The organism is Candidatus Protochlamydia amoebophila UWE25 (assembly GCF_000011565.2).
GTDB classification, from domain to species: Bacteria; Chlamydiota; Chlamydiia; order Chlamydiales; family Parachlamydiaceae; genus Protochlamydia; species Protochlamydia amoebophila.
Genome location: NC_005861.2, coordinates 140417 through 163465 on the forward strand (window position 1 = coordinate 140417; position 23049 = coordinate 163465).

Consider the following 23049-nt stretch of genomic DNA (forward strand, 5'->3'; position numbering starts at 1 on the left):
ATACAAGGTCTGCTTTGCATTGGAAAACAATTAACGATCGAAGATTAATATAGTTACTGAGTAAAAGGCCAGCAATAAGCTTTGGCTCTCAATAACAAACTCTGAAAAAAAGCGATTATTGTTTTTACTATCTTAATTTGGGCAACAAAAGGTAAAAGCTAAGAGGATAGTCTTGTAAGTAGGAGTTGTTTAGATTTGCTTTGTGTAACCAGAAAGTCTTAAATCTAATGAGCTTTTGTAGGTGTCTTGAAAACTCGCGTGTTTATATTCGAGATTATTTTTCTCTAATAAGCTACCTTAATATTTGATTAATATTGCTTACATCCTAGTGTCGTTTCGCAGGGAAAAAGAACTCGAATTCGGCATCGACCATTTAAACTGATTGTTCAAGGGCATGATAAGCCAGATTCAAATGATCAATTAAATCAGAGGCAATCATTCCTCTTTCTGTCAGTCTTTTGCTTTTAGCTATATCACCAGCTAAGCCATGTAAAAACACTCCTAAAAGGGCTGCTTGATGGCTTTCCAAGCCTTGAGAAAGAAAAGAAGCGATAATTCCTGTTAAGACATCCCCACTTCCAGCCGTTGCCATTCCACAATTGCCTGTTGGGTTAACATAAATCGGTTGATTAGGATGAAAAATAAATGTTGGAGCTCCCTTTAAAATGAGAGTGATGTCATGTTGCTCTGCATATTGCTGACATTTTTTAAGGATGTTTTCGTTTAATATCAGGTGAGAGGTTTCTTGTAGTAACTTTTGCATTTCTCCCGTATGCGGAGTAAAAATAGTTCGTTTCGGAAGTAAAAAGGGAGTTTTTGTGTATAAAGTCAGAGCGTCAGCATCTAGAACACAAGAAGCGTTTAAATGAGGTAAACAACTCCTTAGTAAATGATCGATGGGTTGTGTAAGACCAAGACCCGGTCCGACAAAAATGGCCTTAGCTTTTTGAAGTTCCTGTAAAACTTTTTGAGTGTCTCCCAATGCATAAGGCGTTTTAATTAACTCATAAGGACTATTATTTAATTCACATCGCATGTCTTCAGGATATAACAGATGTACCATACCACTTCCAGCTCTTAAGGCAGCTAAAGAAGACAGCAATGCGGCGCCAGGCATAGAGCGCGAACCTGCTAAACCCATGACGTAACCAGCTTGATATTTATGCCGATTACGTACAAGTTTGGGTAATAAATTTTTAATGAAAGACTTTGTTAATAAAACAAAACTAGCATTTTCTTTTGAAAATACGTTGAGTGGCAAACCAAAATCTACGAATTTTAATTGACCAACTACATTCCAACCTTGTTGTAAAAAAAATCCTGTTTTGGGGAAGCCAAGACATATTGTTTCATTCGCTCGAATGGCTAAACCATTTATTTCTCCTGTGGATCCATTCAATCCTGAAGGAATATCAATTGATAAAATAGGAGCATGACTTTGATTGGCTTTTTCAATTAATTTTGTATAAAGCTCTTGAATTTTTCCTTTGAATCCTGTTCCAAATAAACCGTCGATTAGAAGCTGGTTTGAGTCAAATTGGATCTGCTGAGAAATCGTTCCGCCAAGGTTTTCAAAACGCAGCGCATTTTTTTTACAGAGTTCAGAACAATTTTCTAAAGATTCTAATTGAATAGATGAGACACTATATCCATAATTTAATAAATAACAACCTGCTACGTAGGCATCTCCGCCATTATTGCCTTTCCCACAAAGAAGTACAATGTGATTGATGAGAGGATGTTTAAGAATAAATTCTTTAATGGCGAGTGCAATCCCATATCCAGCTTTTTCCATAAAATCTAATGCACTAAAACCCTGCTTAATAGCTGATTTTTCTAATTCCGATACCGCTTGGGCTGATAAGACTTGCATGATTTTATAAATGCTCTTCTTTGATCGTTCTTTTCATTAATGCACTCACAGCTTCAATAGGTTTAATAGTCCCTTGAATAATATTATAAACGGCTTCAGAAATTGGCATGATAATTTTATGTTGTTTACTTAATTGCAATGCTGAAACACACGTATAAGCTCCTTCTACAACCATACCAATTCGATTTCTTGCTTGTTCTGTGGATAGCCCTTGGGCTAAAAGTGTACCAAAACGAAAATTGCGACTAATAGGCGAACTACAAGTCACACATAAATCACCCATTCCTGCTAGCCCATTTAATGTTTCTGCTTTACAACCACATGCAACGGATAATTTTCGAATTTCGTGCAGACCTCGCGTCATTAAAGCTGCTTTGGAGCTGCATCCCAATGCTAGGCCATCGGAAATCCCACAAGCAATGCCAATAATATTTTTTAAAGCTCCTCCAAATGCGACTCCTAAAATATCAGTGTTAGGATAGACTCGAAAAGTAGGGGTCATAAATGTTTCACAAATCTCTTGGATGACTTCGACCGTGTAACCCGTTCCAACGACAGAAGTTGGGAGTTCACGAATGACTTCTTGTGCAAAACTAGGACCGCTTAAAAAACCTATCAATGATCTAAACTCTTCACCTAAAACTTCAATAACGACTTCTGGTAGGATCATTCCTGTATCTTGCTCAATCCCTTTGGAAGTAATGACAATAGGGCAATTAGGTAATCCTAAAGAGCGTACTTGTTCAAATACAGAGCGTAAACCTGCAGAGGTGACTGATTCAACAATCATATCCACATCTTTTAAAGCTTCAGACATATCTGTTGTGAAAGTCATTTCTCCTTTTGATAGATGACCTGCTAAAAGAGGATGTTCTCTCGTATCCGTTAGATGTTTTGCTAATTCAGGTTTTGTTGTCCAACAGACAACTTTATGCCCCTTTGAAGCTAGTAAAGAAGCTAGGCAATAACCCCAAGCCCCTAATCCAAGGTAGCCAATTTTTTTCATACCAATCCTTTCGATGTCATCTTGATCTCCAAGAAAAAAGATCTCTCATTTTATTTTATAAAGATTTGAATTTCTGACTGTCCAATCTGCTAACAAGCAAAATGAAATCAAAATTCTTACTAAACTGAAGTTTTGGTTATTGAATGATCTTCAAACTTTTCCATTATCTTTTAGTTCGATTTTACAAATTTATTATTACCATAACACGCCATAGAATTACCGCAAAGTTGTTAGGATTTTTCGACGTCTTGATATGAAAAATGTTTTAATCTTGCTTCGAAAACTTTTTCCCATCGCTCCATTTGAGTTGGAGCATCAATAGCAAGGGGTGGAATTTTGGGGAAAGGGTCTTCTTTTTCTTTAGGCTTTCTGGATTTTGAAGGCGTTTTTTTGTCCAATGCCGGTTCTTTTTTTAGAAGTTTTTGATACTCGTTTTCAAAAATTTGCTGATAATAATCAGTTGAACCTTCAATTTTTTGATCGACTTTAGGATTAGAAGGATTAGAAGGAATTGAAGTTTTTGGAGTAGTAACTGGATTAAAAAATTTAGAGCGATTTGTCAGTTTCTTTAGTTTATTTTTATAAGCTTTATTTAACCATTGAATAAAATTTTCTACGCTTTCTGTTTGAGCCTGTTTATTTCGGGCTAACTTTGCCAGTTTTTTATCTGAAGTAATGATAATTTCTTGTTGAGGTTGAGAAGAATATTTAAGAGCATCTAAAATAAATTCATCTGCTGTTTCTCCCTGGGCGGTGAATAAAATTTCAACGTTATTGAAGTGGGAACGCGTTCCTTCTCCTTCTTGAAAAGTTCCATCAAACACAATTGAAACATCTATTTTGAGTATAGAAATTTTTTTATCTAAATCTAAAATAAATTGCTCTCGAGAACTTTGCAAATTCTCATAAGCATGAACTAATCTAAAAAGGAAATTGTATCCATCAATATAATAATGCATTTATTTAATCCCGAAGATTTTCTAAAAATGCAGAGAGTCGTTCAAAAGCTTTTCTTCTATGAGAAATACGGTTTTTAACGGCTTCGTCGATCTCGGCAAAAGATTTTTCGTAATCGTTTTTTACAAATAACGAGTCATATCCAAATCCATTCCGTCCTCTAGCTTCATTGAGAATAAACCCTTCACAAATTCCCTGAACGCACTTTTGTAAACCAGTTGGAGAAGACAGCGCTAAACAACATTCATAATAAGCTGTACGATCTTCTTTATTTATTAGTTGTCTCATTTCTAAAAGAAGTTTTTTACGATTTTCTTCATCAGTTGCCTCTAATCCAGCAAACCGACGAGAATAAATACCTGGTTTTCCGCTTAACCGGGGAACAACTAAACCAGAATCATCAGCAAGAACCCATCTATTGAGGTGTTTAGCTGCATGTTCCGCTTTAGAAATAGCGTTTTCTTTAAAATTAGTTCCCACTTCTTCTGGACACATGTAAGCTGGAAATTGATGAAGAGATAAAATTTCTAGATGAGCAAAAGCTTTGCACATTTCTTTAAATTCACGAATTTTATGCAAATTAGTAGTTGCCAGAAGAATTTCCATAGGAACCAATTTTTTAAGGTTAGGAAGAGCAGGGTTTGGCGTTATGACCTAAATTTGGGTTTATACTGCAGTTATAACATGCATTAGAATTAATACCAAATGACAGAAATAAACTCATTTTCTTGGTTAAGCAAAGGCGGATTTATTCAAGAAATTCGAGGAATTTGCAAAAATGGATAACATCTTTGCAAATTTCTGAACTGAAAAGATAAACTATAGATTAAGACCTTAAATAACTATGTAAGCTTAAAACTTTGAAAGTTTCATCTTTAAATTGAAACTGATCCCCAATTTTTTTTCCTATCATTGCTTGTGCAAATTTTGAATTGAGAGAAAGTATATTTTTTTCCGGATCTGCGTCCCAAGGCCCTAAAATTGAATATCTAATTTTTTGTCCTTGACTATCAATTAAATCAATGACACTACCAATTCCTACTTCATCAGTAAGAATATCATCAGGAGTGATAATTCGAGCACGTCCGAATTGTTCCGATAGTGTTTTTAACTCTGATTGTAATCTAGCGCGGCGTTCTTGAGCAAATTTAAATTCAGAGTTTTCGCGTAAATCTCCCAGAGCTCGAGCGGCTTCAATTTCTCGCGCATTTTCTACAACTTCAACTGTTCCGATTTGACGAATTCTATCTTGAATTTTTAAGTATCCCTCTTCTGTAGTCCAAATTTCTTCATCATCTGTTTTTGCTTGTCCTTTGCGTGGTTTGGAAGAAGCGAGGGAAGGATGAACAACACCTGCTAAAGAGCGTAAAATTGTCATATCATGATCTGTTAAAGACTGACATTTAGAAGCTAAAAGTAAAATCTCTTTCGTATATTCTAAGCTTGTACCTTGTAAAAGTTCCCGTACAAGCGCGTATCGTTTCCCTGATAACATGGAATACATTTTTTTAGAAAGATCTCTATATTCAGGTCGGTTTTCTAGAGCACTAAACAGAATAAAGAAAGATTCAAAAAATTGGCCAAGCCCTAACTTTGATTGAAAGGGTAAATTTTCTTCTTTGCTTAGAAGTTTCTGGAAATACCAAACAAACAATTCTGGCGATAGGCTCGGATTATCAATCAATTCTTGGAGTTTAGATTCTAAGGCTGGTTTAGTAGTGAGACCTTGATTTAATTCTTTTAATAAATAATCTCGTAATTGAGCTTGGGGTAATTCGAAAAGTAAAGTTAAGAAAAGTGAGGGCCAATCCGATCTTTGTTCTTTAACATAAACTAATGCACGTTTTTTAAAGGCAACAATGTCAATATCTTGGATAAGGGATTCAATTTTTTTAGTGCTTTGTATCAATTTACAAATTTCTTCTGTAGATGATTTATTAACAAAAAACTGTTCAAGCAATAAATGAATTTGTAACAATTGTACTTCACTTAGATCGGGAAGCTCTAAAAGATCTGTTAGTTTTGTTTGCAAAGATTTTTTTGTGTCTGTATTTTTTAAAGCATTGGCTGTATCACGCACAAAAGTATAGGTAGTTTGAATAATTTGATCTACTTCTGTTTTATTGTGCATAGCATTTTTAAGACGTTCTTCCGTGGATAACTCAGCTTTTCTTAGCAAGAAAGGTTCTCTTAAATGATCAGGGGTTTCGATCATAGGGTCTTTTTTAATTTTTGCACGGGCTCCTTGCCACCATTTTGTCCAATCTTTTTCTGGGATAACAAGTACGCAAAGTTCATCTTTTATTTCTGCTGCCGTCTTTGGCCCAATATCATGAAGAAGAAGTTTAATAAGTTTAACAGGATTATCACGTCCTTCTTTTTCTAAACTGTCGGGGTCAGCAAAACGTCTTGCTAAAAAATGTTTAGGGGATAAAGGAACTAGGGTTTTAAGTGCATTAGCAAAAGAGAGGTCTTTACGTCCTGAAATATTTTCGAATTCAATGACCAAATGCTCCCGAACAAAAGAGACATCCATGATTTCTCCTGTTCCCCAGCCAGCATTATGGAAAACCATATTACCTTTTGCTAAGTGACTAATTAAATCATATTTAGAAATGGCCCCCTGGAATTGATCTTTGTCTCTTAATCCAGCAAGTTTTAATCTCTCTTGAAATTTAGGATGATTACCATGATATTTTTGAAGGGTTTCTAATGTTAAATCTATTAAAGTGGGATGGTTGGTAGTTTGTATGTCAATGAGTAATCGCAAAATTTCGTAAGATTGCTCAGGGTCAGTTATTGTTTTCCAAAGAGGGAGGGCTGTTTCGATTATTTGTCCAAAGTGTTTGCTTAAATCGGATGATTTAATTGCTTTTAAAAGTTGGCTAAATTCTTCGAAATCTACCGTATCACTTGTGCAATATTCCTCCCATAAAACGAGAAATTTATGAAAATCCCGATTATTGATTTGCGTCAAAAACTCCTTCAAATACCCCATTACCGAACCTTAAGTTATGTCTCCATTTTAAGAGAATCTTCAGATGTCATGGTTGATGTTGAGTGGAGAATATTAATCAAACACACACGCTTTCTCATTCCTTTTACTATAAACAAATCTTTACTTTTTACAGATAAGAGTAGTTTCTATTTGGGATCGCAACGATGAAAGCGAAATTGAACAACCAATCAATTTTTCAAATTCTCTAAGTCCAAGACTGTTTTTTCATTTTTTATAAGCGATTTGTGAAGCAAATATAACCTTTTCAGTTTATTAATTTCAATGTTAGTTTATAAAAACCTTTTGAAAGTATAATAATCTCAATTTTGAATATTTTTTTTGAATTTCATGCCCTTTTTGATTAAATTTCTCTAAAGAGAAGAATCTTTTAATTTCCTCTTATTTCGAAGTTTTCGTGCGAAAAAAAGTTAAGAAAAAAATATTTTATCAAATTTTCGATTTGAGCTATGTATCAAATAATTTTTTTATGTTAAGCTATAAATTGATACAAGCATTGAGGTGATTATGGCTCTCCCAGATAAGTCAAAAAGCAAAAAAAAAGAATCCACTCTTTTTGGATTAGAAAATAAATCTAGTCCTTTAACCGAGTTGGATCAATTCGACCCCGATAAAATGACGCTTTCAGATGTGGAAAACATGATTTCTAAGGTGAAAATTTTACATGATGAAATTGATCGAAAGCTAGATGATATTTTTCAAAAATCGGGTTGGACTTCTAAACAGATTAAAACTTATTTAGATAATCCCAATAATTTTACCGTGGATGAATGGGAAAAAGTTCAAAGAGACCGTCAAAAATTGATGAACACTCTAAAAACAGGAAAAGATTTACAAGCAGCTTCCATTTCAAATGCGAAGACAGAGCAAAACTCAAAATTAACGCGAGAGCGTCGGGGCAAAACGATTGGAGCTCGCCGTAATTGGATTTCCATGCAATAAGATAGAGTGTTTTTTTATTCCTATTAGGTGAAGCAGTAGCTAAGCGTGGATTTGAGGATCTTAAATAAGCGGGACTAAATTTTAGCGAGATTTTCAAAAAAGCATTCCAGCGTTGTTTTATACTCTTTTTTCATTATTATTGTTATTGGCTTTTTATACTTTTTTAAAAATTGATAGGGTAAATTTTTGTCGATCAATTTGAAATTTCAAATTTTTTTCTGAAAATTCTCTTTTCGCTTGTTCAATTTCAGATTAACCTCTTAATTCAGGCTAGCAAATCAATTGAAGTTAAGGTATTCGAAATATCCAAAATTTTGTTGTAGACAGAGGAACCACTATGAATTTAAAAAAAGTCTATCTTTTTTCTTCAATCACGACGCAATACGGAGTGTTAAATTATTTTTTAAAAGAACTTAATAATGCCTTAAATAGACAAGGTATTATTTGCCGGATTATTGAGGCTAAAAAAGATGATCCTCGTTCTTTTTTAGAAGAATTATTAAATGATCCTCCCGATTGTACTTTATCTTTTAATGGATTGTTACCTGATGAAGAAGGACATTTTTTAGCAGATATGATCAAAATTCCTCACGTTGCTTATTTAACCGATGCTCCTCATCATTTTTTTTCTTTAGCTAAAAGTTCTTACACTATTATTGGTTGTATTGATCGCAATTTTTGTCAAACATTTCGAGATTTTAAAGTTCCGCATGTTCTTTTTTTGCCTCATGCAGTGAGTAAAACGTCAGCCCCCTCTTTTGCACATAAGCCAATTTACGATGTTTTAATGCTAAATTCTTTTATTGATTATGAGGCCATACGTCAAGAGTGGAAGGAAAAATATCCTTCAGAACTTATTCAGGTATTAGAAGAGGCGGCGGAGTTAACACTCAATGAGCAACAGATATCCTATATGCAGGCCTTAATTCAAACTTTAGATCAACATTTGCGAGCAGGTAAAGCTATTGATCCAAGGCAAATTAATTTTGAATTACTTTTAGATGATTTAGAGGTATACGTTGGAGGAAAAAGTCGTGTAGAACTTATCCAAGCTATTGATGGGGCAACTGTTCATATTTTCGGATCTCAACCACACATCGGAGGCTGGAAGAAATACCTAGGTCAAAAAGATAATGTTAAAATTCACGCTCCTGTTCCTTTTAGTGAAGCTCTTGAATTAATGAAGCAATCTAAAATTCTTTTAAATTGTACCCCAGAAATCAAACAAGGTGCTCATGAAAGAATTTTTAGTGGTCTTGCGAGCGGAGCCGCTGTGTTGACTTTAGATACTCCTTATATTCGAGAACAATTTGTTGATGAAGAAAATATTTTAATGTTTGGCCCTCGAAAATGGAAAGAACTTAATCAAAAAATTCGCACTTATTTATCCGATGATGAAAAGAGAAATCGAATCGCAAGTAAGGGACGTGAAAAAATTATGCAAGATCATACGTGGGACCAACGTGCGATCACTTTAATTCAAGAATTACCTTCTATGTTAGAAAAAATACGCTCTCAAAATCCTGAATAGTTGTTTTTGAGTTTATTGCTTATTAATGGTACAATTTTTACAAGTAAATGAAAAAAAATTTATTTACTTGTTTATTGTTTCCAAACACAATAATTTATTTATTCACTCACTAATCTACTTAGCTTTGATTCTTTTTAATGTCTTCTTCTTTCCCTAATGAAAAATTAAAAAAATGGTTCCTGTCTTCAAAAAGAGATCTACCTTGGAGACAAAATCCAACACCTTATGCAGTTTGGATTTCTGAGGTCATGCTGCAGCAAACGCAAGTTGCCGTTGTCATTCCCTATTTTAATCGTTGGATGCAAGCATTTCCCTCTATTGAAGCTTTAGCTATAGCATCTTTAGAAGAAGTAATTAAAGCTTGGGAAGGGCTTGGATATTACTCGCGAGCGCGTCATTTACATCAAGGAGCTCAATATTTAGTTGAACATTGCCAAGGTGAACTTCCAGCAGATGAAAAGGAATTAAAAAAAATTAAAGGACTAGGACCTTATACTATTGGAGCTATCTTAAGTTTTGCTTTTCATCAAAAAAAAGCAGCTGTTGATGGAAATGTTTTACGTGTTTTAGCTAGATATTTTCAAATTGAAGAAGATATCGCGAAAACTTCCACGATAAAAAAATTGCGGGATTTTGCAGAATCTATTTTGCCAGATGAAGAGTCTTGGATATCTTCTGAGGCTTTAATTGAATTGGGAGCGACAATTTGTAGCCGTAAAGCGATATGTCAGGAATGTCCATTAAAAAGTAATTGTCAAAGTTATTTGCATGGATTAAGCGATAAACTTCCTATTAAAACGAAGGCAATTAAAACACAATATTTGTATAGAGCTGTTGCGATAGTGAAATGTGGGGATTATTTTTTAGTAAAAAAAGGAAAAAAAGGAGAAATTATGTCCGATCTTTACGAGTTTCCCTTTTTTGAAGTCTCTCAAGAGGGAATTACATTTAAAGAATTACAAGAAAATATCAAGTTGCATTGGAATTTAACTGTACATCTTTTGCAATCACTATCCTCTATTGAACACGGCTTTACTCGTTATCAAGCGAGGTTAGACCCTTGTGTTTTCAATTGTCTAGAAATGTCTCCTGTAAAAGATCTGGAATGGCTAGATACGAAGTCTCTTAAGCAGAAAGCTTTTTCTTCAGGTCACCGTCGCATTTTTCAGAGCCTTCTTTCTTTAGATATCGATTAATTTCAGCAAGTTTTAAATATTTATAAAAGGCTGTTGAGCCATTATAAAAACTGATTTCGAATCCCTCCTGCCCATCTAAAAAGCCTCTTTTAATAATATAGCTTTTAAAAAACGAAAAAAGTCCGTGTGATAAGGCTTTCACAAATGAAGAAGATTTGCGTCCTTTATATTGTTCTGCAAACAAAGTAGAATAGGATTGCATTTTAGAGAGAAAGTCAGATATTTGATCATATGAGTAGTGTTTCAAAGGAGATTGAAGATGAACGTGAGTCAGCTCTGTTGCGATAATGGCTTCATGGACTTGAACATTAGTAAAATGTGTTTCTTGTTTATTGTAAAGTCGAATTTGCCTATCTGGGCTCCATCCACACCCTTTAATCCATTTTCCTCGATATTCATTGCGTCTGGGAAACGAATACACATGTTTGGATTTTAGCTGTAATTCGGAAATTTCAATCGCTAACTCTCTTGTGACAACTTCATCACTATCTATTGATAAAATCCAATCATTTTTAGCTAGGTTTGAAGCTGTATTATGCGTAGGTCCAAAACCTTTAAATGGTTCATGATAAATTGCGACATTTGTAAACTGTTTAGCAAGCGAAACAGTTTCATCTTGCGACCCTGTATCACAGATTACAACCTCATCAAAATCTTCCAAAGCTTGTAGGACTTCTCTTAGATATTTTTGGCTATTTTTTGTTAAAATAGTGACACTAATGGGAAAAGAAGAGGTCATATCATTTCACCATTCTTTAATATTTGAATTGCCTTTAAAACACGTTCAGCATGTCCATCAACTTGAGCAGGACTTTCAATCCATCTTATTAAACCTTTAGCATCTACGATGAAAGTAGATCGTATAACTCCCATTTTTGTTTTACCAAAGATTTTTTTTTCTTGCCAAACTCCAAATAAGTCACACATTTCATGGGAAGAATCGCTCAGTAAAGTAAAATTGAGTTGATACTTGTGACTAAATTTTTCATGTGATTTTAAGGAATCGGGGCTAATTCCAATAATACGTGTTTCAAATTTTTCGAAAGAAGTTTTGATATCTCTAAATTGGCAAGCTTGCAACGTACAGCCAGGGGTATCATCTTTGGGATAAAAATATAGAACATAAATTTGCCCCAATAAATTAGTTGAAGAAAAGAGTTGATTTTGTTCATCAAATGCTTTGAATGAAGGCACTTGTTGCCGGACTGAAACGGGAAGATTCATAATTTGATCCTAAAAAATTTTCTTGATTATTAACCTAAACTTTGGATTTATTATAATATTAAATCAAAAAAAACACATATTCGTTTATTTTTAAATTTAAAAAACTTACTTTATCTATCCAAGATGGTATGATCCCTAAAACCATCTCTATTTAAATTATGAAAATATATGAACTGTTGCTTTGCATGAAATTATTAATACGTTTTTATCTATAGGTTTTTTTGATGGAAAATAAAACTTTTTCTTCATTCCCTCCTGTTTTTTTACAATCCAATATCATTAAAAGGCCAAGAAGAAATAGACGTACAGCCGCTATAAGGGGTCTTGTTCAAGAAAATCATTTACATCCAAGTCAACTAATAGCTCCACTTTTTGTTTTAGAAGGTAAACAACAACAAATAGCCATTAAAAGCATGCCAGGCATTTTTCGTTATTCGATCGACGAAATGTTAAAAGAAGTAAAGTCCCTTTATCAATTAGGTATCCGCGCTGTAGATCTATTTTGTTACATTGAGGGCGACAAAAAAGATTCTTTTGCTTCAGAAGCTGTTAGGTCAGGAAATTTATTTTGTCGAGCAATTCAAACTTTAAAAGAAAATTTTCCCGATCTTTGTGTGATGATGGATGTGGCTTTAGATCCTTTTACAAGTCATGGACATGATGGAATAACCAATGAAAAAGGGGAAATTGATAATGATCTAACTTTACCTATTTTAGCTCAAATGTCTATCTTGGCAGCAGAAGCTGGAGCAGATGTTGTAGCTCCGAGTGATATGATGGATGGGCGAATTGGCTATATTCGACACGCTCTTGATCAAGAAGGTTATCAGCAAGTAGGTATTTTGTCTTATGCAGCCAAATATGCCTCAGCATTTTACGCTCCATTTAGAGAAGCTCTTCACTCTGTTCTTCAATTTGGAGATAAAAAAACCTATCAGATGAACCCCGCAAATTCAAGAGAAGCAATGCTAGAATGCCAACTGGATGAACAGGAAGGGGCCGATCTCATTTTGATCAAACCAGCTTTGGCTTATTTAGATATTATAGCAAAAATTAAAGAGCAAACGCATTTACCTGTTGGTGCTTATCATGTCAGTGGAGAATATGCTATGGTAATGGCTGCAGCATTAAATGGTTGGTTAGACGCTGATAAAGTATTTGAAGAATCACTTCTTTCCATAAAAAGAGCTGGAGCGGATTTTATCTTAACTTACGCAGCTCGTCGAGTAGCTGAAAATCTTCAAAAGCAATTTTGAACTAAAATCAAATTAGATGATTCGAGCAATCTTATATCTATTATCTCTACTGGCGATTTTGATTGATCATAAGATATAACTCTGTTCCGGTATAAGCTCTGACACCAATATCCCTTAGCCAAGCAGACATTCCGTACCCCCATTTAGAGCGGCTACTTTTTGTATAAAAAATATCAAGAGGAAGAGAAAAATAAAGTCCTTTGTCATGATAAGTTTGTCCATTGATGACATCATGACCATTAGTATACGTTGCCCAAAAGCCAATCCTCAAGCCACTTGGAAAATAGCGGGAAATTTCAGTCCGGACTCCAAAATCATCTGCCAAGAATTTTCCAGCGCTTATCTTAAATTCTAATCCTGTATTTTTCCAATCATAATAAATATTCAGGAAATATTGAGAGCCAATAAACTTTAAATAATGAGGGGTAAACCCATCTAATTTACGAATTTTACTGGTAAAATCGACACCATGTGGAGTACGTTTTTTTAAGATAGCAAAATCCATTCCAATCGCCCAGTTAGAATTAACAGGGTAATAAAGCCACTCTGTTCCCACACCACCATACTCTTGCTCTAACAAACCTAATGAAATTCTGGTATACCATCCACTACCCCAATTCCAAATTTTTTCGAGATAAGCCTCATCGATTGTGATAGATTTTTGTTGAAAATAGTTAATAATGTCCGTTCGAACGTTAATCAATTGAGAAGGGTTTAAGCGATCAACACTATGAATATCGTGTAAATTGGACAGGGCAAAATATCCAAATTTAATAGAATAGTAAACATTGTTTTGAAGAAAGCCATTCAAAGCTAGTGTAAGACCAAGCGCATATTTAAATTTACCCCGCGAACTTCCAAATAAAGTATGAACTTTAGGAAGCAATTCTAAATTAAACCACTCTCGTTTCTTTGTGAAGAGAAGTTTAGATTTAAAGGGATTTGGATAACTAACTTCATGCATAGGGGTTAAAATGCCCAATTCATAGCCACCTATGGCTTGTTCTTTGTAAAGTCTGATATACTCCATGTTAAAGTGATATTCTTGAATAAGTGCTGGGACTGCATCAAGAACAACAATAACTTCATCAATATTTTCAGGTGTTAATGCTCCAAGAAGAGCATATAATCTTTCTCTGAAGCGTTGTTCTTCTCGATAAGCCATATTGCACACTTTTAGTCGCAATGTGAGTTTTTCTTGTTCATTGCTTAACCAAGCTTCTAATAAATCGATTCCTTGATCACGCATTGCATACGTCAAATCTTGAACGATGGCATCATCAGGTCTTAAAGCTCCTATTGCTTGCGTGTTAACAGGTGATTTATAAGGCAGGGGATCTGAGATTTTTGGAATCATTCCTTTTGTTGATCCAAAATTATAATAGCTGGAAGCACTAAAGGCTATAGCATCTCCTCTAATATAAGAGACGGATAAATCGATACTATCCCAAAGGCGATATTTAATACCGATATTCCAATGAGTATGTTTAATTCTCCCTTTAGGGTGCCTTTCTAGCGTCTCATCTTTATAAGGAATAGCGTCATATTCTAAAATAAAAGCGAGGTTTTGAAAATAAGTCCATTTTGTTTGCCTAAAAGGAAACCAAGTCATACCCCCAAACCATTTATGGATACGATGAGCTCCATAACCTAAGCTAATTTCCAGATTATTCTTAAGAAATACCTGTGTTAAAACAATATAATAAGCTTTAAAAGCTTGTGTTCCTAAAAAATCTTCCATTCCTATGGCTAATCCAGGTAAATCATAATGACTTGCTTCTGGGCTAAATAAAGATAGTTTAACGTTAGCACCTTTATCAGAAAAATCTCCAAATCCTAAAGGTGTTAATACAGGGTCATCTACTCCTCTAAAAACCCGGTAGTTTCCCGATATTTCCAAAAAGTCGACCAACTGAAAACGTAAATTATAAGAGTAATAAGGAGGAACCCAAGCATAGCCAGTACCAATTTCGCCTTCTTGTCCCATTCTTGCAGAAGGCATTGCAAAATAACCACCTTGTAAGAGATGATTATATGTCACAGGTAAGCGTTCATTTTGTCGTCTATTCCAATACTCCACTACCTCAAGATCTTCCATCAAATTAGCTTGAGGATCATCGCAAACAAACTCTAAAGAATAAACGTTTGAGCATGTTAGGATAAGAAAAAGGGGGATAAGAGAAGATAAGATTTTTTGATAATCGAGCATAATCAGAAGAAACGGCTTGACACTTTACTTTAACTTAATAAACTTTGAAATAACGACTCGTGATATTTACACTTTTCATCTATTGATTAATTTAGGGCATGAAAATTTATTTTTTTCATCAATGTGCGTCTAAAATAAATAAATTATTCTGATGAATGGTATAGGAAGAAAAAGCATAAGACGCAAATTGCTTAAAAGCAAGAATTATACTAATTTTTGGAGAAACAATAGGAGGAAAGGTGTTAATTCAAAATTTTTTTCTGCAATTAGTGATCATTCTGTTTGCAGCTCGTTTCTTAGGTGAAATTGCTTCGAGGTGTAATATTCCTTCTGTCATAGGGGAACTTTTTGCAGGTATTTTGATAGGGCCAAGTTTATTTGGATTGATTGCTCCCACAGACACCATTAAACTTTTGTCAGAAATTGGTTTAATTTTATTGCTTTTTGAAGTTGGCTTAGAAACTGACTTATCAAGATTAGCTAAAACTGGTTTTAAACCTTTTCTTGTAGCATTAGGAGGGATTATTTTTCCTTTTGCCGCGGGATTTATGATTAGCTACAATATATTTTATTTGAATTTACTCACTTCTTTATTCATTGCCAGTACGTTAACTGCAACAAGTATTGGGATCACTATTAGAGTATTAACAGATCTTAAGAAGCATGCGAGTGATGAAGCTCAAATCGTTTTAGGAGCAGCTGTTGTTGATGATATATTAGGGATTATTATTCTTTCTATGCTTTATGAATTTTCTGTAAGTGGGGAAATAGATCTGTTAAATGTTAGTAAAATCATTATATTAGTTTTCTTATTTTTATTCCTTGCACCGATTGCTGCTAAGTTGATATCGCAAATCGTTAAATATTATGACGTTAAAAGTGCAACTCCTGGATTAATTCCCACCATTATCATTTCATTGATTTTATTCTTTGCTTGGCTTGCTCATCAAATGGGCGCACCGGCATTACTGGGTGGGTTTGCAGCGGGTTTGGCCCTTTCAAGACAATTTTTTATTCCATTTCTTTCTATGCAGCAAAACATTCATTTTGCTCATCGTGTAGAAGAACAAATGAAACCAATTGTTCACCTTTTTACCCCTATTTTTTTTGTAACGATTGGATTATCCTTAAATTTGCGAGCCATTGATTGGAGCTCATTCTTTATTTGGTCTTTATCATTAGCGATTTTAGCAGCGGCAATTTTAGGAAAATTTGCGTCAGGATTTTTATTATTTAAAGATTCTAAATGGGTGAAATGGGCTGTCGGATTAGCGATGATACCACGGGGTGAGGTGGGGTTAATTTTTGCGGAAGTTGGAAAGAATGTGAAAATTTTTAACGATGATATTTACGCCTCAATGGTTATTGTCATTACCATCACAACAATTATTGCTCCCATATTGCTGAGAATGTTTTACTCTTATAAAGAGAAGAATTTTGTTAAACTTTTAAGTAAAGACAAAGCAAAGTAAAAATTGAGTATGACGTTGCGCTTGCTTAAAACCCATTTTTCAATTAATTTTTGTTTTTTAATCGAATTTTAAGGATGAATGAAATTCATGAGCCATATAAAAATCACTAAAGGATTAGATATTCCCATCAAAGGAAAACCGGAAGGAATTCCTAAACTTTTAGTGGCGAGTGGAGAAGCACATGCATTGAAAAATCCTGTTCAAATTGCTCTTGATTTCAATCCTTTTGAAGATTTGCGTTTTAAATTATTGGTTCAAGTTGGTGAAAAAGTAAAGTTAGGACAGCCTTTAGCAGAAGATAAGGATACACCGGGGCGCTATTTTGTTTCTCCAGCAGGAGGGGTCGTTCGGGAAATTCGAAGGGGGCTTAAAAGAAGACTTCTCGATATTGTGGTAGAAACTTCTAATCACGAAGAGGTTAAAAAACATCCTCTTTTAAGTTTAAATACAGCATCTAGAGAAGAACTTGTTGGGGCTTTAATGACAGGAGGGCTATTTGCTCGGATTCGGCAAAGACCATTCAATTTTTTAGCAAATCCTCAGCAAATTCCTCGTAGTATTTTTGTTAAGGCTGTGGAATCAGCTCCCTTTACTCCTCCACCAGACATGCAGGTAAAAGGATATGAGAAAGAATTTCAAGAAGGTTTAAAAACGTTAGCAAAATTAACAAATGGAGCGGTTCATCTTATTTATCAAAAAGATAATTTAGAGCCAGCTTTTTTTAATGCGGAAGGTGTTCAAAAGCATACTGTAGAAGGGCCTCATCCTATTGGAAATGTTTCTTTACACATTCAACATATTGATCCTATTTATTCTCCTCAAGATGTTATTTGGACCTTAGATGTACATACTGTTGTTGCAATTGGTTATTTTTTACTTCGCGGTGAATATTTGGTTAATCGGGTGATAAGTATAGCTGGGACAGGTATTTTAGAAGGTAAGACAGGATTTTTTCAAGTTCGCGAAGGATTCCCTATTTCTTCCCTGATTGCAGGTCGCGTTGCTAAAGGGGTGGTGAGGTTTATTTCTGGTAATCCGTTAAATGGGCGTCAAGTATCCGCAGAAGATTTCCTTGGTTATTATGATTATGTGTTTTGCGCTATTCCTGAAAACATCAAGCGGGAATTTATGCACTTCTTCCGTTTAGGAATTGATAAATATACGTTTAGTAAAACGTATTTATCAGGTCATTTAGATAACTCTCAACGGGAATATGATTTTACAACAAGTCAACATGGTGAAGAGCGTGCTTTTATCGATAGTACTTTATACGATAAAGTGAATCCTCTTTCTGTTTCAATTATGCATCTTGTAAAAGCAGTTTTAGCAGAAGATTATGACCTTGCAGTGGAATTAGGTTTATTAGAAGTTGATGCTGAGGATTTTGATTTGGCTACATTTGTAGATCCTTCTAAAATTGAAATGAACCAAATTATTCGACAAGGATTAAAGCGTTACGCCGCAGATATTCTTAAGTAATATTTTTGGTTTTGGATTGACGGGGGCGAAGTCTAGGAATTGCGTTAAGAAGCTCTTTTGTATAAGTACTTTGGGGATTTTCAAAAATTTGTATATTGGAGCCACTTTCGATTATTTTTCCTTTATAAAGCACAACAATGTTGTCAGCAATATGTTTGATGACAGAAAGATCGTGAGAAATAAATAAATAGCTTAAATCTAAAGTTTCTTTTAATTCGATGAGTAAATTGAGTATTTGTGCCTGAATTGAAACATCCAAAGCAGAAACAGCTTCATCACAAATAATTAATTTTGGATTCAAGGCAATCGCACGTCCAATGCAAATACGTTGTTGCTGACCTCCTGAAAATTCGTGAGGGTACCTATTCATAATATCAGGAGAAAGGCCAATTTTTTGTAAAACATCCACTACTTTTTCAATTTGTTCTTCTTTAGTTTTTACTATGCCATGATAGAAAAGAGCTTCTCCTATACTATCAAGGATTGTTTTTCTTGGATTTAAGGAGGCATAAGGATCTTGAAAAACTATTTGAATATTTTTTCTTATTTTTTTTAGTTCATTTTTAGAGAGATCTCGAAGAGATTGCCCCGAAAATAAAATTTGCCCTTCAGTCGGTTCTATGAGTCGCACAGCTGCTCTAGCAGCAGTACTTTTTCCGCTCCCGGATTCACCAACCATTCCTAATACTTCACCTGTTTTAATTGAAAAATCAATATCATCAACGGCTTTAAAGACTTCAATCTCTTTTCGAAATAAACCAGCCATGATTGGAAAATATTTTTTTAGCCCTTTGACACAAAGTAAAAATTCTGTCATGGCCTCTCCAATGGAGAATTTTTAAGTTTGGTTTGACTTTCTAAAGAACTATCATACAACCAACATTTTACTATATGGTTATCTGGCAGAGAAAAACTAAGGACCTCTCCCTGACGACATTTTTCCATAACAAAAGGGCAACGAGGATGGAAGCGACACCCTTTTGGGAGTTTTTTATAAGAAGGTACTTGTCCGGGAATGGGCTTTAATTTACCTTGCTTACCTTGTAAAGAAGGTTTAGATTCAAAAAGACCTAAAGTATAAGGATGCGCTTTGTGGTAAAAAATATCTTCTACATGCCCTTTTTCGACACTTTGTGCTGTATACATGACGATCACCTCGTCGGCCATTTCTGCAACAACACCCATGTCATGAGTGATTAAAAGAAGGGCCATCCCGTTTTTTTCTTGAAGATTGCGAATTAGTGATAATACTTGTGCTTGAATAGTGACATCTAAAGCTGTCGTTGGCTCATCTGCAATTAAAATATCTGGTTCACACATTAACGCCATCGCAATCATTACGCGTTGTTTGAGTCCACCTGATAGTTGGTGTGGGTAGGCATTAAGTTTACTTTCTGCATCGTTTATTCCAACTGCTTCTAAAGATTCTTTAGCTCGTACCCATGCCTCGTCAGGATCAAGGTTGAGGTGAAAATAAGCTACTTCAATTAATTGATTACCAATGGTATAAACAGGATTTAGCGCACTCATAGGATCTTGAAAGACCATGGCAATTTTTGATCCTCGGATATGACGCATCTCTTTTTCCATTAGCTGAATCAAATTTTGGCCTCGATAAAGAATTTCTCCTTTTATGGGCAAGGTTGGAGGGGTTGGCAAAATACGAAGAAGAGAATGGGCTGTCATTGATTTACCACAGCCTGATTCTCCTACAAGCGCTAAAGTTTTGCCAGAATATAGTTCAAAATCAAGCCTATCGACAACATTCCAACAATCTTTGCCGCTGCGTAACTGAATCGTTAGATTGCGAACTTGTAAAATTGGTGGTTGATTAGACATTAATCCTCATATTAGCCTTGCGAAAAGTTTATAATGGTGAGGATTCTATTATTTATCAAAATAATAAATGAGAGAGATTAGAAGTTTTGATAAAAGGGAATTTCCCTCGATTTAGAATTCAAAATCATCTATACTTGTATAGGTAAGTCATTTAATCAATGCCGACTTTTACATTCAATGACCTAAATTGTTCTAACAAGCGAAAAAAATCACTTATGCTGACGATTTTACGTTTATTTGGCCGTTCTCCGTTTGCCCCTTTGCAATCTCATATGGAAACTGTTGCTTGTTGCGTCCATCAATTGCCATTTCTTTATGAGGCAATTGAAAATCGTGATCAACCATTAATTGAGAATATTGCCAATGAAATATCGGCAATTGAGCATCAGGCTGACACGATGAAAAATGATATTCGTAATCATCTTCCAAAAAGTTTATACCTTCCGATTGGCCGTGAAAGTTTATTAGATATTTTATCGATCCAAGATAGTATCGCGGATACTGTTGAAGATATCGCAGTAGTCGCTACTTTTAAACCCTTAGAAATTCTACCAAGTTTTAAAGAAGAGTTTAAGCAATTTTTGCTCAAAAATATTGAAACATTTGATGGAGCTAAGCTTATTATCAATGAATTACATGAATTGATTGAATCTTCCTTTGGAGGAAAAGAAGCTGAAAAGGTTAGAGCAATGGTGGAAGACGTGGCTTTAAAAGAACATGAGGTTGATCTTATTCAAAGGCAATTATTAAAAAAAATATTTCAGTCCGAAGAAGCGTTGACTTATCTTACTTTTAGTCAATGGCAACGCTTAATTGAAAGTTTAGCGTCAATTTCTAACCTTTCAGAAAACTTGGCAAATCGCGTTAGAATGGTTTTAGAATTGAAATAAATCTTATGACCATTTGTTGCTAAAGGAATAAGTAAGAGATTCAATAAGGAGTTATGGATACTGCGCTACTCATTTTGATTTTGATCACCGGATTTTATATGGCTTGGAGCATAGGAGCTAATGATGTTGCCAATGCTATGGGAACATCTGTTGGTTCAGGTTCATTAACTTTGCGCCAAGCTGTTCTGATTGCCGCTGTTTTAGAATTTTGCGGCGCTTTTTTCTTTGGTTCCCATGTTTCTAAAACTGTGCAAAGTGGGATTATTGATCCAGATGTTTTTAATTATGATCCCAAACTGCTAGTTTTTGGAATGCTTGCTTCTTTAGGTTCTGTAGGAATGTGGCTTCAATTAGCATCCTATTTTGGTTGGCCTGTTTCAACGACACATTCAATTGTTGGCGCGATTGTAGGCTTTGGTACTGTTTTTGGAGGGATAAAGGCCGTATACTGGAAAGAAGTGTGTTATATTATTACCAGTTGGATTTTTTCTCCTATTTTAGGAGGGATTATTGCTTACTATATTTTTTCTCTTTTAAGAAAAAGAATTTTTTATGCTTTAAATCCTCTGGAAGAAACGCGTCGTTTAACACCATTTTTAGTTTTTGTGGTTACCATTATTCTAGCTGTGGTTCTTATTTTTGAAGGGCTGCATAATTTAAATGTAGAATTTTCGTTAACAAGTAAAATTTTGATGACACTTGCGATTGGCTTGATGGGTTCTTTCGTTAGTTATTTATTAGTACGCCGAATTCCTATTATTCCCCAAGAAAAACTCTCTGTTCCTTACAATTCTGAAGCTTTACATTCTTTGGAAAAGGTTCGTAAACATCTGCAAAGATTTAGAATGAAGTCTGCTGGAGAAGCTCAATACACTGCAGGATTATTATTAGAAGAAGTAGAGGCCCTTTCAAAAACTTTTGAATCAAAAATTAATACAGATCATACACATGTTGAATATGTTCAAGTGGAAAAAATATTTGCTTATTTGCAAATTATGACTGCTTGTATGATGGCTTTTGCACATGGAGCTAATGATGTTGCTAATGCTATAGGTCCTTTATCAGCTGCAGTAGCTATTTTGACAACTGGTTTATTTGCTGTGGATGCTCCCGTTCCTACTTGGGCTCTTGCATTAGGTGGAAGTGGAATTGTTATAGGGTTAGCAACCTGGGGGTGGAGAGTTATTGAGACAATTGGAAAAAAAATTACAGAATTAACAGCTAGTCGAGGTTTTGCTGCTGAATTTGGAGCGGCTACAACAATTGTCATTGCTTCTAGGTTTGGTTTACCTATTTCAACAACGCACACGCTTGTGGGTGCTGTTTTGGGAGTGGGGTTTGCTAGAGGTCTTGAAGCAGTTAATTTAACAACGACCCGTGATATTTTAGTTTCTTGGATCGTGACGGTTCCTATTGGAGCTTTGTTAGCAATTATATTGATTTATCCGATCCAAGCAATATTTGGATAAATAGACAAGAGAATTGGTTTAATCGAAGGAGATAAAAATGTCTAAAATTTCTCTACCATCAACGCGCTTGTTATTTAAGCTAGGGCTAGGCTTTTTAGCTACTTTACTTTTATTCGCAAGAATTGGTTATAGTTATGGTCAAACGAATCATTCTATATCTGATGCAATTTTGCAAGGATCTATTCAAATCCAAGCCTCTAAACTCATCGATCCAAATTCCTCAGAAAAAGTTCAGCCAGGAACTCCTGTTCAACTATCTGTTATTGTTGAAAATAAGGGATCTCAAGCAAGCCCTAAAGGTGATATCTATTTGTGCTATGGATTTGCAAAACCTTTAGATAAAGAAAATGGCAGCATTCTTTTCCAGACTGAAAAACAAACATTTCCTTCGATTGATCCGGGTAAAAGCGTGATTATTTCTTTTTCTACCCCTCATCTACTGCCTTCCATTTTAGATTTTGTGCGAAATGATTGGACGCTACGAGAATATCAAGCTATTGCTGTTCTTAATGGAGAAGAGCATTTGATTGGTTCACTTGCAATGACATTTTCAGCTTATTATTATCCAGGAATGCATAAGGAATTTCCAACAATAATTTCTGTTCCTTTACCCTAGTCGTAGGCACCCTGAGTTAGTTAAGACGATTGTACCTAATTTGTTCGTTAAAGATATTTGAACAAATAACACAA

Annotated in this window: 20 protein-coding genes; 10 read left to right on the top strand and 10 right to left on the bottom strand. The window is 34.8% G+C overall.

Annotated elements, in window-relative coordinates:
- Nucleotides 1-373: 373 nt before the first annotated feature.
- From PC_RS00395 to PC_RS00415, 5 genes are all read right to left on the bottom strand, one after another.
- Nucleotides 374-1873: a bifunctional ADP-dependent NAD(P)H-hydrate dehydratase/NAD(P)H-hydrate epimerase gene (locus PC_RS00395; protein ID WP_011174632.1), complete on the bottom strand. Its 1500-nt coding sequence runs from the start codon at nucleotides 1871-1873 to the stop codon at nucleotides 374-376.
- A gap of 4 nt (nucleotides 1874-1877) precedes the next feature.
- On the bottom strand, nucleotides 1878-2879 hold the full coding sequence (locus tag PC_RS00400) for an NAD(P)H-dependent glycerol-3-phosphate dehydrogenase (RefSeq protein ID WP_011174633.1): 1002 nt from the start codon (nucleotides 2877-2879) through the stop codon (nucleotides 1878-1880).
- A 230-nt stretch (nucleotides 2880-3109) separates the two neighbouring features.
- Nucleotides 3110-3838, bottom strand: coding sequence for an NYN domain-containing protein (locus tag PC_RS00405; protein ID WP_052278614.1), 729 nt, complete (start codon nucleotides 3836-3838; stop codon nucleotides 3110-3112).
- Nucleotides 3839-3842: 4 nt separating this feature from the next.
- Complete coding sequence (gene rdgB, locus PC_RS00410) at nucleotides 3843-4442, bottom strand: RdgB/HAM1 family non-canonical purine NTP pyrophosphatase (RefSeq protein WP_011174635.1); 600 nt, start codon at nucleotides 4440-4442, stop codon at nucleotides 3843-3845.
- Between the two features lie 220 nt (nucleotides 4443-4662).
- On the bottom strand, nucleotides 4663-6813 hold the full coding sequence (locus PC_RS00415; protein WP_232086044.1) for a GreA/GreB family elongation factor: 2151 nt from the start codon (nucleotides 6811-6813) through the stop codon (nucleotides 4663-4665).
- Between PC_RS00415 and PC_RS10800 the strand changes: the two genes are divergently transcribed.
- The 4 genes from PC_RS10800 to mutY all read left to right on the top strand — a co-directional run bounded on the left by PC_RS10800 (nucleotide 6784) and on the right by mutY (nucleotide 10521).
- On the top strand, nucleotides 6784-7002 hold the full coding sequence (locus PC_RS10800) for a hypothetical protein (protein WP_181679161.1): 219 nt from the start codon (nucleotides 6784-6786) through the stop codon (nucleotides 7000-7002). The genes PC_RS00415 and PC_RS10800 overlap by 30 nt on opposite strands.
- Nucleotides 7003-7359: 357 nt before the next feature.
- The gene (locus tag PC_RS00420; protein ID WP_044044628.1) at nucleotides 7360-7794 is read left to right on the top strand and encodes a hypothetical protein; all 435 of its coding nucleotides are present in this window, start codon (nucleotides 7360-7362) and stop codon (nucleotides 7792-7794) included.
- Nucleotides 7795-8131: 337 nt separating this feature from the next.
- Complete coding sequence (locus PC_RS00425; RefSeq protein ID WP_011174638.1) at nucleotides 8132-9325, top strand: glycosyltransferase family protein; 1194 nt, start codon at nucleotides 8132-8134, stop codon at nucleotides 9323-9325.
- Nucleotides 9326-9462: 137 nt separating this feature from the next.
- On the top strand, nucleotides 9463-10521 hold the full coding sequence (mutY, locus tag PC_RS00430; RefSeq protein ID WP_011174639.1) for an A/G-specific adenine glycosylase: 1059 nt from the start codon (nucleotides 9463-9465) through the stop codon (nucleotides 10519-10521).
- Here the strand turns inward: mutY and PC_RS00435 are convergent.
- Both PC_RS00435 and PC_RS00440 read right to left on the bottom strand, forming a co-directional pair.
- Nucleotides 10451-11260, bottom strand: coding sequence for a glycosyltransferase family 2 protein (locus PC_RS00435; protein WP_044044630.1), 810 nt, complete (start codon nucleotides 11258-11260; stop codon nucleotides 10451-10453). The two genes, mutY and PC_RS00435, sit on opposite strands and share 71 nt — an antisense overlap.
- Nucleotides 11257-11745, bottom strand: coding sequence for a peroxiredoxin (locus PC_RS00440; protein ID WP_011174641.1), 489 nt, complete (start codon nucleotides 11743-11745; stop codon nucleotides 11257-11259). Before PC_RS00440 ends, PC_RS00435 begins: the two co-directional genes overlap by 4 nt.
- Before the next feature lie 224 nt (nucleotides 11746-11969).
- Between PC_RS00440 and hemB the strand changes: the two genes are divergently transcribed.
- The gene (hemB, locus tag PC_RS00445) at nucleotides 11970-13001 is read left to right on the top strand and encodes a porphobilinogen synthase (RefSeq protein WP_181679007.1); all 1032 of its coding nucleotides are present in this window, start codon (nucleotides 11970-11972) and stop codon (nucleotides 12999-13001) included.
- Nucleotides 13002-13047: 46 nt separating this feature from the next.
- On the opposite strand, the gene PC_RS00450 is transcribed toward hemB, so the two are convergent.
- Nucleotides 13048-15210, bottom strand: coding sequence for a YjbH domain-containing protein (locus tag PC_RS00450; RefSeq protein WP_011174643.1), 2163 nt, complete (start codon nucleotides 15208-15210; stop codon nucleotides 13048-13050).
- Nucleotides 15211-15449: 239 nt separating this feature from the next.
- Between PC_RS00450 and PC_RS00455 the strand changes: the two genes are divergently transcribed.
- A complete protein-coding gene (locus tag PC_RS00455) occupies nucleotides 15450-16682 on the top strand; it encodes a cation:proton antiporter (RefSeq protein WP_011174644.1) in 1233 nt (410 codons plus the stop codon).
- A gap of 87 nt (nucleotides 16683-16769) precedes the next feature.
- The gene (locus PC_RS00460) at nucleotides 16770-18161 is read left to right on the top strand and encodes a Na(+)-translocating NADH-quinone reductase subunit A (RefSeq protein ID WP_039355881.1); all 1392 of its coding nucleotides are present in this window, start codon (nucleotides 16770-16772) and stop codon (nucleotides 18159-18161) included.
- Here PC_RS00460 and PC_RS10805 read toward each other — a convergent pair.
- Together PC_RS10805 and PC_RS00470 are read right to left on the bottom strand one after the other, a co-directional pair.
- On the bottom strand, nucleotides 18154-18978 hold the full coding sequence (locus PC_RS10805) for an ABC transporter ATP-binding protein (RefSeq protein ID WP_011174646.1): 825 nt from the start codon (nucleotides 18976-18978) through the stop codon (nucleotides 18154-18156). The genes PC_RS00460 and PC_RS10805 overlap by 8 nt on opposite strands.
- Nucleotides 18975-20000 (bottom strand): ABC transporter ATP-binding protein, encoded by a 1026-nt coding sequence (locus PC_RS00470; protein WP_011174647.1) that lies wholly within the window; start codon nucleotides 19998-20000, stop codon nucleotides 18975-18977. The genes PC_RS10805 and PC_RS00470 overlap by 4 nt, the downstream gene beginning before the upstream one ends.
- Nucleotides 20001-20215: 215 nt before the next feature.
- Here PC_RS00470 and PC_RS00475 point away from each other — a divergent pair, with 215 nt between their 5' ends.
- The 3 genes from PC_RS00475 to PC_RS00485 are packed head-to-tail and all read left to right on the top strand — an operon-like array spanning nucleotide 20216 to nucleotide 22975.
- Entirely contained in the window at nucleotides 20216-20890 is a 675-nt protein-coding gene (locus tag PC_RS00475; RefSeq protein ID WP_039355889.1) for a TIGR00153 family protein, read from the top strand.
- Nucleotides 20891-20943: 53 nt separating this feature from the next.
- The gene (locus PC_RS00480; protein WP_011174649.1) at nucleotides 20944-22359 is read left to right on the top strand and encodes an inorganic phosphate transporter; all 1416 of its coding nucleotides are present in this window, start codon (nucleotides 20944-20946) and stop codon (nucleotides 22357-22359) included.
- Nucleotides 22360-22396: 37 nt separating this feature from the next.
- Complete coding sequence (locus tag PC_RS00485; protein WP_011174650.1) at nucleotides 22397-22975, top strand: hypothetical protein; 579 nt, start codon at nucleotides 22397-22399, stop codon at nucleotides 22973-22975.
- Nucleotides 22976-23049: the final 74 nt, after the last annotated feature.